This is a genomic window from Acidiphilium sp. C61, from assembly GCF_905116885.1.
Classification (GTDB): Bacteria; Pseudomonadota; Alphaproteobacteria; order Acetobacterales; family Acetobacteraceae; genus Acidiphilium.
The window spans coordinates 285,018-299,719 of sequence record NZ_CAJHNI010000005.1 but is presented as its reverse complement, the minus strand read 5'-3'; the positions used below and the strand labels follow the sequence as shown (position 1 = coordinate 299,719).

The following is a 14,702-nucleotide window of genomic DNA, read 5'->3' as shown; positions in this document are numbered from 1 at the left end:
TTATTCTTGTTACTGACCCCATTATCGTTCTAACCGCACGCGCAGTCGGCGCGCACGTTCCTGGAAGGCACCTTCTCCGCCTTCGAGAATGTCGCAGACAGCCTTCCTGATCTCCACGTTCTCAAGACCACCCGACCGGTATGAAATCGGTGGAAGGGAGCCGTGCGGATGCGGTCCGGCCTCGGCGATGATGATTTGATCCGCATCGGTGTTGATCACCAGGTTCGCATTGTGCGTCACCATGATCACCTGACGGTGAGCCTTGGCCTCGACGAAGAGGTGAACAAGTTCATCGAAGACCGACTTGGGATCGAGGTTCTCTTCGGGCTGATCGATCACCAGCGGCCGGTTGTCGCTGTCATCCAGCGACAAATAGAGAAGCAGAAGAACAATACCGCGGGTGCCTGGCGAGAGCTTGCGGATGTCGACGCCATCATAGTCGATGCCATATCGTATTGCTATGTGATCGGTACTGAAAAGCCACTGGGCGAAGCGCTTCGACCAGGCCCGGAATTCCGCCTGATCCGTGTGCGCGACCGGAGAATGGTCCAGAAGGTCCTTCTGGTAGAGCCGCCTAAACTCCGCCATCGCGGCGATGACGGCTGCGGAATCGCCGGTCTCCCACGCGCCCCTGAGGACTTCGTCTGCCTTCTGAAGCAACGTGCGCTTGCCCCGGAAGGCGCCGGCCTTGCGCAAGTCGATCAGCCCGTCTTCGGCCTCGGCCGCCCACTGTTCCACATTGGCCACGCGCGCGACGGAGAACGAAAGCTTCTTCAACGTGCCGGACGCAGTCTGAGCGCGTGCAGTCGAAATGATCCTGCATGACGTTGAAACGCAGGCGCGACAGTAGGCGCCGCAGCTCATCGATGTGCTGCGGATCCTCCGGACTGACGAACAGGTGGAGATTGACAAAGCCGCCTTTCGCAGTCGCGACGTCGAGCCTCAACTCTACGTTGGGAAAGATCAACTTGGCCGCCGGCAGTCGCCCAGCCGCCCTATGCCTCAGCACCTCCTCGTAGGTGTCGGTCACATAATAGTCGGTTACTGCTACCGCTTCGATGACCGGAGTGGCCTGCTCCAAGGCAGTGAGATAGTCATTCCAGGCCCCAGGACCGCTGAACTGGTTGTTCATGACGGTGCCCGGGGCGTGAATATGTGGTTCCCATCTACGCCATTCCGATCCTCGACTCAGCATCTCGCCCCCCTATGAGCCCACGCGGTCAGCCCGCGTTTGTCGAATTTTCGCGGACTCCTTGATGCCCGGGGCCTTCTCACGCCGGAAATCCAGACTTCTTCAGGGCAGCTTCCGTCTCCGCTCGATTCACGACGACGATATGCTGGCGGCGGGCATCATCCTTGGCGGCGTCGCCGAGCAGCCCCAGGCGCTTCAAGACATAGAACATCATGGCATAGCGAACGGTGAGGACGCCGCGACCTCTCTCCAAGCCATAATCCTTGGCGACCACGGCCTTCTGACTGGCCGTCAGATCGGGATGAGGACCAATCACGACATCGAAGCGATTCTGCCAAAGCTCGTCTTGCTGGCGAGGTGCCCCAGATTCGCCGACGGCTCCGACGCCGAGGATGCGCGGTAGCAGAAAATCTTTGAACACGTGATCGAGATGGCAGTATGCGCGCGCATGCCAGCGGAAACCGTCATAGCCGAACGCGTGAGGCGATATCCGCCGCCAGACCGGATCCGGCCGCGTCCTGCTCATCGACTGGTAGTGGATATCGATCGAGCGCGCTTCGCGAACGACCCCCAGCAGAGCCTTGAGTACTGTTGCGTCAATATCCCGACGCGGCGTCAAGGCAATGTCGGTCTCCGGGATCTGGGTGATCCACGACTCCGATAGGTCGATCAGCCCCTCGGCAACCGAGCGCAGCCGAGCGAGATAGCCGTGCGGATCGGGCTTCAGAAAGTGCGGCTCGAAATGTTCGCTGGCGACGTATCGCTTCGCGCTTTTGTCGTAGATCGCGTTTTGCGGAGCGCGTTCTTGATAGAGTGTGAGGTCCTTAGAAGCCTGCGGGACTGAGACGTCGAACATGTCGATGATGTCCGAACGGTTGACCCCGCCCTCCCAGAACAGCCGGAACTCGATAAATTCCAGGCGGCGCTCCACCCCCCACTTCAATGCCGCACGGGCCTCTGCCATCGAGCTTTCCTCCAAGACCGATACAGATAAAAAGTATATGGACATATCTGCGCGATGCATGTAGTTTCTATCCCTATGATGCAGCCGCGTCAACGAAAACCGTCTTGGGCACGGGGGGCAGTGATGAGGAAGCCTGGATCGAGACGCGCCATAGCCAACTGGAAACTGACAGGCGCCAGTTCGCGTGCACCTCGCAATCCTAGCTCGTGCAGAAGTAGCCGAAGGCTCTGCTTCGCGGTCACCCATCCAGCACCCCGCCAAAAATTGGCAAAAGGCGATCAGCGATGAGCATCTCAAATCGGCGAACGATCGTCGTCCACGGCCGATTGGCGATGCGCGAGGTACGGCTCGATGCCGCGCGAAAGCGGTGTCACGGCCTACAGATTCTGTCTTTCGAGCAACTAGCCGTCCGCATGGCCGGCGGGTTCGCGTTGGCGATCGACGATGATAGCCTTCGCTCAGCAATTCAGGCAGTTTTGCCCGAAACACCGCTTGGCGAATTGGAGAGCATCAAGCTGCTTCCGGGCATGGTTGATGCCGCTGCCGACACACTCCACAAGGCGTGGCGGGCCGGCATCGATCTCGCCGCGAGGGCTGACGACCATCCCCGCCTCGACTCTATCGCGCGTCTCGAATCTGCGGTTCTGGCACAACTGCCGCCCGCCATGATGCGACCGGCCGATATCGTCGCGGCAGCCTGCAAGCGGCTTGATCATGCGCCGGCGGTTCTTGGACCGGTCGAAATCATCGGCATCACGGAGCTTTCGCCCTGTTGGCGACCATTACTGCAAGCGTTGACCGCTCATACACCCGTGCAATGGACCGCTGGACCACGCTCCGCTCCCGCCTGGCTCGAGGGTACCGACGTCGTTGTCTTACGATCGAAGCCAGAGACGCCAGAAATCAACGCCGTCAGCGCCGCCACGGCCTATCATGAAGCCATCGAGGCGATCCGATGGGCCCGCGCTCTTCTGGCATCCGGTGAAGCCCAGCCCGCTGACATCGCGATCGCCGCGTCATCGCCCGGAGAGTACGACGATCATTTTCTGTCGCTTCGCGCCGACGCCAACATCGATTTGCACTTCGTCCACGGGGTCAAAGTCACGACGACCCGCGACGGCCAAGCAGCCGCCGCGCTCGCCGATATCATCATACGGGGCCTGTCTCAGACCCGGATGCGCCGTCTGGCGGCCCTATGTAGCTCGGAAACGGGACCGTTCCGGACTCTGCCCGCGGGTTGGATGCGCGTCCTGCCGACCGACGCACCGCTGGCGTCGGCACAGGCATGGACCCGCCTGCTTGATCGATTGACCCCGGCCGACTGGCCGGACGGTAAGGATCACGCCCCGACCTTACGCGGCATCGTCGCCATTCTCGCCAAGGGCTCGAGCGCGGCGGCGGAAATCGGATCAACGCTTCTGAATGGACGGGCCTTGGCGATCTGGCGCAAGGCGCTGTTGGCCGGCCCCTCCGGGTCACTCGACGCGACATTGGAGACCCTGAAGCAGGATGACGGCCTGGAGGCGTGTGTGTCCGTCGCCTGGATGCCGGCCAGTGCGCTGGCGGCATCGCCGCGCCCGTTCGTCCGTCTGATCGGTCTCAACTCTTCGCGCTGGCCGCGCGCCATCTCTGAGGATCGCCTGATCTCGGACCATATCATTCCCACCAGCGAGCTTGATCCGCTCCCGGTCGCTGCATCCGATCGCCGTGATTTCGAAACCATTCTGGCGACCACCGCGGGCCAGGTCGTCTTGACTCGCTCGCGACGTGACAGCGAGGGCCGACTTCTCGGACGCAGCTCCCTGCTCGGTGGCCACGGCGCCGAGATCTACGTCCGCCGCAACGCCGTCCCAGGCCATGCTTTCAGCGAGACCGATCGACTGATGGCGCGGCCTGAGGAGTTCGCCCAGGAGCCGCAGGCGATCAGCGCCTCGACCTGCTGGCGCAATTGGAACCGCAAAGAAATCACGCCCCATGACGGCCTGGTTCGCGCGGACCACCCCCTGCTTCTGGCCATTCTGGACCGGACGCAGTCAGCCAGCTCGCTCAAACGATTGCTACGCAATCCGCTCGGCTTTGTCTGGGTCTATGCCATGCACATGCGCACGCCCGAGACCGGGAGGGATCCGCTTGTTCTCGACGCGCTCGGCATGGGCGACCTGGTTCACATGACGCTTGACCTCGCCCTCCAAAAACTGGAAGCGGCGGGCGGCCTCGGCCACGCTAGCGAAACCCAGATCGCGACAGCGGTGAGCAGCGCCGCCGATGAGGTCGCCGTTGTCTGGGAAAGCGAGCGAGCTGTCCCGCCCAATGTGATCTGGCGCCGAACGCTAGATGAAGCGCGCCTTCTGACGAGCCGTGCGCTTACGTACGGCGATGAGCCTCTGCTGGGTGCGCGCGCCTACGGGGAAGTCCCGTTTGGCGGTGCGACCGCCAAATCGACGGCCGAGGCCCCTTGGAATCCAACCATGGTCGTCGAAATTCCGGGCGCCGGGTTCCGTATCGCCGGATACATCGACCGTCTCGACATCTCCGGTGATGGTCAGCGCGCCTTGGTACGCGACTACAAAACCGGTCGCCCCCCCAAGGACAGCATTGGCCTCGACGGAGGGCGGGAACTGCAGCGGTGCCTGTACGCCTTCGCTGTGAAGGCGTTGCTGGGTGCGGATATCTCGATCAGCGCCTCCCTTCTTTACCCGCGCGACCAGATCAATCTCCAGCTTGAAGACCCCGAAGCCACGCTGATCGAGATCACCGGTTATCTGAAAGCAGCACGCGCAAATCTGACAGCAGGCAACGCTTTGATCGGACCTGACACTGGCGGGGCCTTTGACGATCTGGCCTTCGCCCTCCCGGCGAACGCTGGCGCAACCTATTGCAAGCGCAAGCTTTCGGCCGCGACCGAACGTTTTGGCGACGCCATACATGTCTGGGAGGCCAAGTGATGACCGACGCGACCAAAGCGCTCAGAGATGATGCAGCCCGACGCGACGCGATCAACGTGCATGATCGCTCAATCCTGGTCGAAGCAGGCGCCGGCTCCGGCAAGACCGCCGTCATGGCGGGTCGCATCGCAGTGATGTTGGCCGAGGGCATCGCGCCGAAATCCATCGCGGCGGTAACGTTCACCGAATTGGCGGCCAGCGAGCTGCTGATCCGCGTTCGCGACTTCGTCGGCGACCTCGCAGCTGGACATATCGCGCCGGAGCTGCGCGTCGCGTTGCCTGCCGGCCTGTCAGAAGTTCAGCAAGCGCATCTCTTGGCGGCGAGCGCGTCGATCGACGAGATCACCTGTTCGACCATCCACGGCTTCTGCCAGCGCCTGATCAAGCCCTATCCGGTCGAGGCCGATATTGATCCGGGTGCGAGCGTGATGGATCGCAACCAGGCTGACCTCGCCTTTGTCGAGATTGTGGACACCTGGCTGCGCGAGCAACTGTCGGGAGGTGAAGGCGGGATCATCGCTGAAATGGTTCTTCAGGATCCCGGCGAAACTGTCGGACTGATCCATAAAATTGTCGCGAACCTGCGCCGCCGGCGCACGGTGTCGGCCCAGCCAGTATCGCCGCTGGCGCTCCACCTTCAGGCTTTCCGCGACGCTGCCGACGTGTTCGCCGCGTTCATCCGCACGGCGCCGGCGGTCGAGCCAGAGACGGTCGCAATCGCCCAACGCTTCTCGGACATGGCGCGGGAGATTGACGCTGGCCCGACCGCGGAGACCCCTGCGGGTTTGGTCCGCTTATTGGTGTCACGGCCACACCGTGACCTTTGCACCAAGAGCGGTACGTTTTCCGCATATAAGAAAAAAGGCAAATGGGCCGAAGCGGCCAAGCGCGAAGGCTTGGCCAAGGCGGACGGCGAGCGCCTCAACACAGCGGCCGAAGGCCACTACGCCACGTGCTGCGACGCTTGGAGGCAAATGGTCCAAAATATCGCCAGCCGTGTGTTGTCTGACGTGATCGTCCAGGTGCAGCCAGTTCTACAGCGCTTCCGTGACCACAAGCGCTCAGCCGCCTTCCTCGATTTCGACGACCTGATCTTTGCCGCCCGCGGCCTATTGCGTGACCATGACGACGTTCGTCGCTCCCTCGCGGGCCGCTTTGCCCATGTCCTTGTGGATGAGTTCCAGGATACTGATCCGCTTCAGACGGAAATCTTCTGGCGCCTGTGCGGCGAGCCACCGGCTGAAGGTGCGACGGGCGACTGGGCCGCTTTCCGCATCCGCCCTGGCGCGCTGTTCCTGGTCGGCGACCCCAAGCAGGCGATCTATCGGTTCCGCGGAGCCGACGTCAGCGCCTATGTGCGAGCGCGTGATGCGTTTCTCGCGCAGGATCCAGACAGCGTCCTGTCGATCTCAACCAACTTCCGCTCCTGTGCGCCCATTCTCACTTATGTGAACGAGCGTTTTGAAGCCTTGCTCTCGAGCGACGGGCAACCTGGCTTCACAGCGCTCGATCCGTTCCATGCTGATCGTGGCGATGCGCTGTGCGTCGCCGCCCTCGACGTCGCCGTCGCCGACGAGAACGGCAAGGCCACAGCCGAACAGCAGCGCGACGCTGAAGCCGACGCCGTCGCCGAAATGTGCGTCCGTCTGATCGGCAGCGAAATGATCATTGATCGCCGCAGCGGTGTCAGCCGCATCTGCCGGCCGGGCGACATTGCTCTTCTCGCGCCCACAGGTAGCGATCTGTGGCGCTATGAAGAGGCGCTCGAACGTCGCGGCATCCCGGTCGCGACACAGGCGGGCAAGGGCCTCTTTCGCCGTCAGGAGATCCAAGACCTCATCGCTCTGACCCGTGTGCTGGCCGACCGCCGCGACACTCTTGCCTTGGGGGCGCTGCTGCGCGGTCCGCTCGTCGGACTGACAGAGGAGGAGTTGCTCGACATCATCTGGGCGCTGCCGCGTTCGGAAGACTATCCAGACATGCTGCCTCGACTCGATCTTGGTGTGGATGCCAGCGGCATTGCACACCCGCTGGCGCGGGCGACCATCGAGAAGCTGCAAACGCTTTATCGTCGGACGAACAGCACCACGCCCCACGATCTACTGTCTCAAGCAGTCGACGTGATGCGGGTGCGCCCGATCCTGCTGGAACGTCATCGTGGGCAGGCTGAGCGCGCGCTGGCCAATGTCGATCTCTATCTGAGCCTGACGACGGCCTATGCGGTTCGGGGCCTACGCGCTTTCGCAGAGACAATCACAGCCGCGTGGACCGATGAGTCGCGCGCGGTCGAAGGTCGACCCGACGCCCAGGAAGAAGCCGTTGCACTCTACACCATGCACGCCGCCAAGGGCTTGGAATGGCCGATCGTCGTGCCGGTGAACACGATGACGGGGATCATGGCGCCGGAAAGCGCGGTCACCGACCGTGACAACGACATCTTCTATTGCCCCGTCTTCGGCGTTCATCCAGTTGGATATGACGAAGCCCGCGATGCCGAGAAGGCCGAGCTCGACCGCGAGCGGATCCGGCTCTGGTATGTCGCCGCCACCAGGGCGCGCGAGCTGCTGGTCCTGCCACGGCTCGACGTCGCGCCGTCGAAGTCAGCCTGGATCTCACTTTTGGATCTGTCGATCGCTGATCTGCCAGCGCTAGATCTTACGCACCTCCCGGCCGACATGGGCGCAGCGGATGCGGTTCAACCTAATCTTCAGACCCGCGAGAAATTTGCCGAAGAAGCTGCCGCGATCGCCGACCGTCACCGCCGCCTGCTTTGGTTGGCCCCCAGCCGTGACGAAAACAGCACGGGACTTCTGCTCCAGCCCGAAGCGGTGGAGGTGTGGGCGTCGAGCGATTCTGATCGGCCGAGCAGCGCCGAAGTCCCGGCCGCGATCCAGGGTGGGCGTGAACGCGGCCTCATCCTCCACAAGCTCCTCGAGGAAGTGCTGACCGGCGAAACCGCCGACACCGCGACGGCTTTAACTGAGCGAGCGCGCGCCCTCGTCGTTGCGATCGGAAAGCCCGTCGTCGATGACCCCGCCAAGGGTCTCACGCCAGTCGAACTCGCGGAGTGCGTCACACGCACTCTGGCCCTGCCGGACATCGTTCGGCTTCGTCCAACCCTCGCGCCGGAGTTTCCGGTCTATGCCTCTCTGTTCGCCGACAATCTAGAACAGGCGACGGCCGGCATCACCGACGCGACAAGCTTTGGTGAGGATGGCAAGCCAAAGGTCGTCATCGACTGGAAAAGCGATGTCCAGCCCAGCCCCGAAACGATCGAGCACTACCGCGCACAGGTCCGGAACTATCTGGATATGACCGGCACCGAACGCGGGCTGATCGTGCTGGTGACCTCGGGTTTGGTGCTGCCGGTTTCGCCCTCTCCAGTCTCTGCGGCCAGCGCCGCCTAGAAACGCGAACGGAGAACGGCGCGTGTCATCATTAGCCTGGATTGATTTCGATGAAGCCGAGCGCCAGCGTGCGCAGCGGATCATGGCGCTGTTCCAGGAAAGGGAGAGCCGTGACGAACTCGGCTTGGGCGGCATCCGTGATTCCATTGCCGATCACCTCTTTCCGGGTACCAGCACAATCCAGACGCGGCTGCGCTATATGCTGTTCATTCCATGGCTGTTCCAGATTTTGGAGAGTTCGAGCAGCGGCGCTGACCAGCTTGCGGCCGAAGCTCGCGCCCTCGAGAATCGCCTTGCCAACGCTCTCAAGGCCGGCGGCGAGTCAAACGGGATCATCGGGCGTGACGCCGGCGCCGATCTGCAACGTCTTCCCAGTTCTGTCTATTGGGCCGGACTGGGCTCCTGGGGAATTCGCTTGTTCCCAGGCTCGACCGACAATTTGTTTTCGTCGATGCGCCACCTCCAACGCGGTCGCCCTCGGGTCCGTGAGAGCGATGACTCCGCCTCGGAGGCGCAGGCCTTGCAAATCTGGACGCCGTCGCTGCCGCCCCGACCCAAGAATCTGCTTGAGGCGGCAACCTTCCGCCTAAGCCCTGACGAGGCGCAGTTCATCATCGACCGACTCGTCTTGCACCAACCTCATAGCCTATTGGCGACGTTGGCCCGCAGAGCCGGCACCCCCGCCGACTGCCGCTTTATTTGGGAGCACCCAAACCTCGCCCATTTTCCTAAGGAGATGCGCACGCTCGTCAGCCACGGAGAAGTGTTTTCGAGCGTGATGCACGGCGCATCACTCCTCTACAACCTGTTGCTCAGCGAACTGCGTGAGCAGCCCGCCTGGATAGAGGACTACAAGGCTCGCTTGCAGGAGTGGCGCGACGAGCTGGACATGCCGGCGATCCGCGCCTGGTCGCTCGACGCCTTTTGGCAGTCCGTCGATCATCCCGCCCACAGCATTCGGCCGGCCGCCAAGCGCTTTGTCGCCGAATGGCTGATGTTGGTTCGCGACGGATCGATCACCGACGGCATCCAGACCCAGGCGGCGCAACTGGTGCAGGACCGCGAGCGGCGGCTGAAAACGAGTCAATCTCGCTTTGCGAACAGGGCGGTCCGAGATCGCTGGACAGGGGCATCGGGGACCGAACGGCTGTCCTTCCGCTGGGCGCAGGCGAAGGCACACCTGCGGGACCTCGCAAATGCTCAATAGGACCACGCTCGATCCGGAGACGCGCGTGCTGTACGGCGACAGTCTTCAGCCGCCGCCGGGCTACGTCTTCGACGCGGCAGTCGCCACAACCTTCTCCCTCGACTTCGAGACCGCGCTTGCCGCCCCGGTTAGCCTGGCGTTGTTCGCCGCTGAAAACCGCGACGACATCCTCTCCCATCCCTTGGCCCTGCTCGAGGGCGCTGAACGGATCGCCGGACGGCTCGTCGTCTTCACCGATGCAGGCCATATTCACGCGCAGACTCGACCGCACTCACGGCTCTGCTCACTCCTTGAGCGGATCATCGTCGAAGTCGCAGCCCCTCGCGATGGCGCCTTCCATCCCAAAATGTGGGCGTTGCGATATAGGCCGACCCTGGCTCAAGACCCGGTCCTGCTTCGCCTGCTGGTTTTGTCGCGCAATCTTACCCGTGACCGCTCATGGGATATCTCGCTCCGCCTTGATGGCGAACTCACTCGGCGACCCGATACAAATAACCGCGCCCTGTTTGATCTGCTGACGCGTTTGCCGGACCTGGCGGTGTCAGGGATCACCGACGAGGCGCGCATCCTGACCAAGGAGATCGCCGAGGACGTACGGCGGGCACAATGGACAATGCCCGAGCGGTTCGACGAGGTGTCCTTCGCGGTCAACGGATTCGGCGGCAAGGTTTGGCAGCCGACCGAGTGCGCGCGGCTGGGCGTGATTTCGCCATTCTGCGATACCGACGCCCTGAACTTCTTGGCTGCTCTGCCGACGGCGGAAAAACCTATCATCATCAGTCGACCTGACCAGCTGGCCTGCGTCGAGAGCAAGACGCTCGGCGCGTTCGAACGGGTCTCCGTTCTCGACGAAATGGCAGCGAGCGAAGACGGCGAAGAAGTTGCCGCGAGCGCTCTCCAAGGCCTTCACGCAAAAGCCTTCATCTCAGAGATCGGTTGGGACACCCTCGTCACCATCGGTTCCGGCAATGCGACACGGCCGGCGCTGCTCTCTGGCAACAATGTCGAGCTGTTCGCCTCACTCCGTGGCAAACGCTCCAAGGTTGGCAGCGTTGAGCAAATCATGGGGGAGAAAGGTTTCGGCCGCCTGACGCGAACTTTCGTCGCCACCGAGTTGGACCCGATCGATCCCGAACTGACCACGGCCGAGGCGCGCCTCGACGAGGCACGGCGGGCGCTATGCCGTGGCGCGCTGCGACTGCGCTGCGAACGGACCGAAAGCGACGATCCCGAAGAGAAACCGTGGCGCGTCTGGCTGACACCATCCGGACCTCTGCCACTCAAGGGTATCGGTGCTTTGAGCGCCTGGCCGATTACGCGCGGCGACGGGCATGCTCGCGACGTCTTGGCCGCACTGCGTATGGGGGAAGCAGTCGATCTGGGCGCCATGCCGATGGTCGATCTCACCCGCTTTCTTGCCTTCCGCCTGACAGATGAAAGCGAGAAGGCTTCCGCCTTATTCAGCACTAGCCTGATCATGGAAGGCCTCCCGGCTGAGCGGCATGCCGCCATACTTCGCTGGATCATCGACAGTCGGGACGCGTTCTTCCGCTATCTGAGGCTGCTATTGTCCGAACTCGGCGACCCGTTCGGCGCGGCGCTCGCGGCGCATGAGGGGCCAGGACAGACCGCATGGGCCGTGTCGGCCGATGACGCTCCGCTGCTCGAAGATATGGTCCGCGCGCTCTGTCATGGAGGCGAACGGCTCCATGCGATCGAACGTCTCATTTCGCGGCTGGAGTCGGGCAGCGACGCAGGCCCAGATCCCATCCCGGATGACTTCCGCACCCTGTGGGATGCGTTCCGCATCGCGCTCCAAGACCAAGGAGCTGACCATGTCGGATAAACGCTTCGAAGCAGCCGCCGCTCTGGCGCCGCTCAAGGCGTTTCAGCGCCGCACCGTCGACTACGTGTTTGATCGGCTCTACGGGGACCAGGATCCCGTGCGTCAGTTCCTGGTCGCCGACGAGGTCGGTCTTGGCAAGACGATGGTCGCCCGCGGTGTGATCGCGCGGACAATTGAGAAACTCTGGGACAAAACAGAACGGATCGACATCCTCTACATTTGCTCCAACCAGGCGATCGCAGCGCAGAATATCAATCGCCTCAATGTGCTCAATCGACGTGAACTGGCTTTGCCAACACGCATGACACTGATCCCGTTACAGGTCCGGGGCGATCAGGGGCTCGACGCAAACAAGGTCAACTTTATCAGTCTGACGCCCGGAACCACTTTCGACCTACGGTCGACCACAGGCGTCACCCGAGAACGCGCCCTGCTTCTGCGTATGCTCGAGGGATGCGTTTCGCGACCAAGGGGCTTGCACAACCTGCTTCAGGTCACCGCTGGGGTGGATGGTTGGAACCAAGCCGTCGATGATCTGACACTGGAAGGTATCGATCATCGAATCATCGATCGCTTCCGCCGCGACGTCGAGGGCGATGCCAGCCTGTTCGAAGAGCTTGAGTCTGTATGCGATCTCTTCCCTCGCCGCAGGGAGAGTTACCCGATCGAACTGGCGCAACGCCGCAATAAGCTGATTGGCAAACTTCGGGGAAAACTGTCTCACGCCTGCGTCGACGCTCTAAAACCCGACCTGATCATTATGGACGAATTCCAAAGATTTCGGGATCTGCTGCATGGTGAAACCGACGCAGCAATACTGGCGCGCGAGCTTTTCGACTATTCCGACCAAAACGGCCACTCCGCAAGAACCCTGCTACTGTCCGCAACTCCTTACCGTATGCTGACGTTGTCCGGGGACGAGCCCGATGATGGTGAACACTACCGGGACTTTCTCGAAACGCTGTCATTTCTTTATGGAAGGAAGAACGGCCCGCAGATCGCCGCGACGCTGGAATGCGAGATGCGGCAGTTCCGCGGTTTTCTCCACGACCTTCCGGAAGCCCGCCCCGCCGCAATTGAAGCGCGGCGCGGCATCGAACGACACCTGCGCAAGGTAATGGCTCGCACTGAACGAGTGGCCAGCACCGTCGATCGTGACTCCATGGTCGGTGAGCCGCCGATGTCGATCACCGTGCAGCCTTCGGACCTGCAGCAGGCGGCATCCGTTTCCGGCGTCGCGCGCGCGTTGGATGCGCCAGAAATCACCGAATACTGGAAGTCCGCGCCGTATCTGCTGAACTTCATGCGGGACTACGCGCTAAAGCGCCTTTTGAAAGAGAAGCTTGACCGGCCGCCCCCCAACCTGCGGGCGGCGCTGATCCGCGCCAAACCCGCCATGCTGGATCACGAGCGCCTCGATGCCTATGAGCCACTCGATCCGGCAAACGGCCGGATGCGCGGCGTCGTTGACGACATATTTAGCGAAGGACTCGATCAGAACCTCTGGATCCCGCCGTCATTGCCCTACTACGGACCCGCGCGGCAGAATCCACCGCTGACCAAGGCGCTGATCTTCTCGTCCTGGTCGATGGTCCCTGACGCGATCGCCGCTATTCTCTCTTATGAGGCCGAACGCCGAATGGGCGCGGGCGATGCAGGCAGACACTACTTCGACACCGTGCGTCCGCGACCGCTCCAGTTCAGGCAGGATCAGGGGCGGTTGGTGGCCATGCGCGCCATGCACCTGATTTATCCGTCGCCTACGCTCGCTCGCCTTGGCGATCCTTTGGCGATCTTCGCGGAAAATCCACTGACGCTATCCGTCGACGACATGCGCAAGGCTGTGGCTGAACGGCTCCGGGACAGCGTAGAGGCGCTGGGGCATAGCGTCGTCGACACCGCAGGCGGGCGTGACTGGGAATGGGCCGCGCCAGCCGTCATCGACGCGATGGCGGGCGCGAAGTCGACGGCGTGGCTTGCCTCGCCCAGTGGATTGGCCGCTCTCGGTCATGAGGAAGGCTTCAAGGAACACGTCGCGGAACTCAGTTCGGCGACGGCCGGGCGTGATCTCGGCCCGGTCGGTGACTCCATCATCGACCTACTCGTCGATGTCGCCCTAGGTAGTCCTGCAGTATGCGCGCTGCGCGCACTGCGCCGCATCGCGCCAGATTTGGAGTGGGACGATGCCCGGATGCTCAAGGCGGCGAACCAGGTCGCCTGGGGCTTTCGTACGCTGTTCAACCAGCACGACGCTGTCGCGCTCCTGCGCAAGGACGACGATGATCGATACTGGCGCCGCGTCCTGACCTTCGGCGCAGAACACAATCTGCAGGCCGCCCTCGATGAGTATGTCCATTATCTCGTAGACGCCGAGGGCTTGGGCGCGAGTTCGTCAGCCGACCGCGTTGCTGGTGTCAGCAAGGCCATTGCCGATGCGTTGTCGATCCGCCCTTCGCAAATCGACGTCGAGGACCCCACGATCGATGGGGATGCACTAGTCATCAACAAATTCCAGATGCGGGGCCGCTTCGCCATGCGGCTTGCTGACTACAAAGATGAAGAAGGTGGGGCCGCTCGCTTGGGAAGCGTTCGTGACGCCTTCAATTCACCCTTCCGGCCGTTCGTACTCGCCACAACCTCGATCGGACAGGAGGGGCTCGACTTCCACCCCTATTGCTACCGCGTCTATCACTGGAATTTGCCCGGCAATCCGGTCGATCTGGAGCAACGGGAAGGTCGCGTGCACCGCTTTAAGGGCCATGCGATCCGACTAAATCTGGCACATCGGCAAATCGATGTCGTGCGCAGCCACGCCTCGGCTTCGGAAGATCCCTGGAAGACAATGTTCGATGCCGCACGAGCGCAAACTGACGTCGATACCGATCTCATTCCCTACTGGATTTACGAAGGCCCGGTGAAAGTGGAGCGTCGCGTTCCCATGCTGCCCTTCAGCCGCGAGATCCGCCGTCTCGAATGGCTGAAACGCAGCCTGACGGTCTATCGGCTCGCGTTTGGACAGCCACGCCAAGAGGACCTGCTGGAATATCTCCATAGCTTGTTGGGAACGGACATAGCGGCCGAAGACCTCGCCGAGCTTCAAATTCGCCTGGAACCCTAGCTCGGACCAAGGTCGCGCCCACG

At 62.3% G+C, this 14,702-nt stretch carries 7 protein-coding genes; 5 read left to right on the top strand and 2 right to left on the bottom strand.

Annotation, left to right across the window (positions count from 1 at the left end; genetic code table 11):
* Positions 1 to 21: 21 nt before the first annotated feature.
* Positions 22 to 777: an AAA family ATPase gene (locus HUW10_RS04225; RefSeq protein ID WP_201712580.1), complete on the bottom strand. Its 756-nt coding sequence runs from the start codon at positions 775 to 777 to the stop codon at positions 22 to 24.
* Between the two features lie 494 nt (positions 778 to 1,271).
* Positions 1,272 to 2,156, bottom strand: coding sequence for a WYL domain-containing protein (locus tag HUW10_RS04220; protein ID WP_174502361.1), 885 nt, complete (start codon positions 2,154 to 2,156; stop codon positions 1,272 to 1,274).
* A gap of 284 nt (positions 2,157 to 2,440) precedes the next feature.
* Here HUW10_RS04220 and HUW10_RS04215 point away from each other — a divergent pair, with 284 nt between their 5' ends.
* The 5 genes from HUW10_RS04215 to HUW10_RS04195 are packed head-to-tail and all read left to right on the top strand — an operon-like array spanning position 2,441 to position 14,679.
* Entirely contained in the window at positions 2,441 to 5,101 is a 2,661-nt protein-coding gene (locus tag HUW10_RS04215) for a PD-(D/E)XK nuclease family protein (protein ID WP_174502360.1), read from the top strand.
* The gene (locus HUW10_RS04210; protein ID WP_174502359.1) at positions 5,101 to 8,508 is read left to right on the top strand and encodes an exodeoxyribonuclease V subunit beta; all 3,408 of its coding nucleotides are present in this window, start codon (positions 5,101 to 5,103) and stop codon (positions 8,506 to 8,508) included. The genes HUW10_RS04215 and HUW10_RS04210 overlap by 1 nt, the downstream gene beginning before the upstream one ends.
* A gap of 22 nt (positions 8,509 to 8,530) precedes the next feature.
* A complete protein-coding gene (locus HUW10_RS04205; RefSeq protein ID WP_174502358.1) occupies positions 8,531 to 9,715 on the top strand; it encodes a DUF6361 family protein in 1,185 nt (394 codons plus the stop codon).
* Positions 9,705 to 11,561, top strand: coding sequence for a phospholipase D family protein (locus HUW10_RS04200; RefSeq protein ID WP_174502357.1), 1,857 nt, complete (start codon positions 9,705 to 9,707; stop codon positions 11,559 to 11,561). Before HUW10_RS04205 ends, HUW10_RS04200 begins: the two co-directional genes overlap by 11 nt.
* Complete coding sequence (locus HUW10_RS04195) at positions 11,551 to 14,679, top strand: helicase-related protein (RefSeq protein WP_174502356.1); 3,129 nt, start codon at positions 11,551 to 11,553, stop codon at positions 14,677 to 14,679. The genes HUW10_RS04200 and HUW10_RS04195 overlap by 11 nt, the downstream gene beginning before the upstream one ends.
* Positions 14,680 to 14,702: the final 23 nt, after the last annotated feature.

Bases quoted from the DNA above. Each gene is read 5' to 3' on its own strand.
- HUW10_RS04220 (WP_174502361.1), bottom strand. From the start codon at position 2,156: ATGGCAGAGGCCCGTGCGGCATTGAAGTGGGGGGTGGAGCGCCGCCTG.
- HUW10_RS04215 (WP_174502360.1), top strand. From the start codon at position 2,441: ATGAGCATCTCAAATCGGCGAACGATCGTCGTCCACGGCCGATTGGCG.
- HUW10_RS04210 (WP_174502359.1), top strand. From the start codon at position 5,101: ATGACCGACGCGACCAAAGCGCTCAGAGATGATGCAGCCCGACGCGAC.
- HUW10_RS04200 (WP_174502357.1), top strand. From the start codon at position 9,705: ATGCTCAATAGGACCACGCTCGATCCGGAGACGCGCGTGCTGTACGGC.
- HUW10_RS04195 (WP_174502356.1), top strand. From the start codon at position 11,551: ATGTCGGATAAACGCTTCGAAGCAGCCGCCGCTCTGGCGCCGCTCAAG.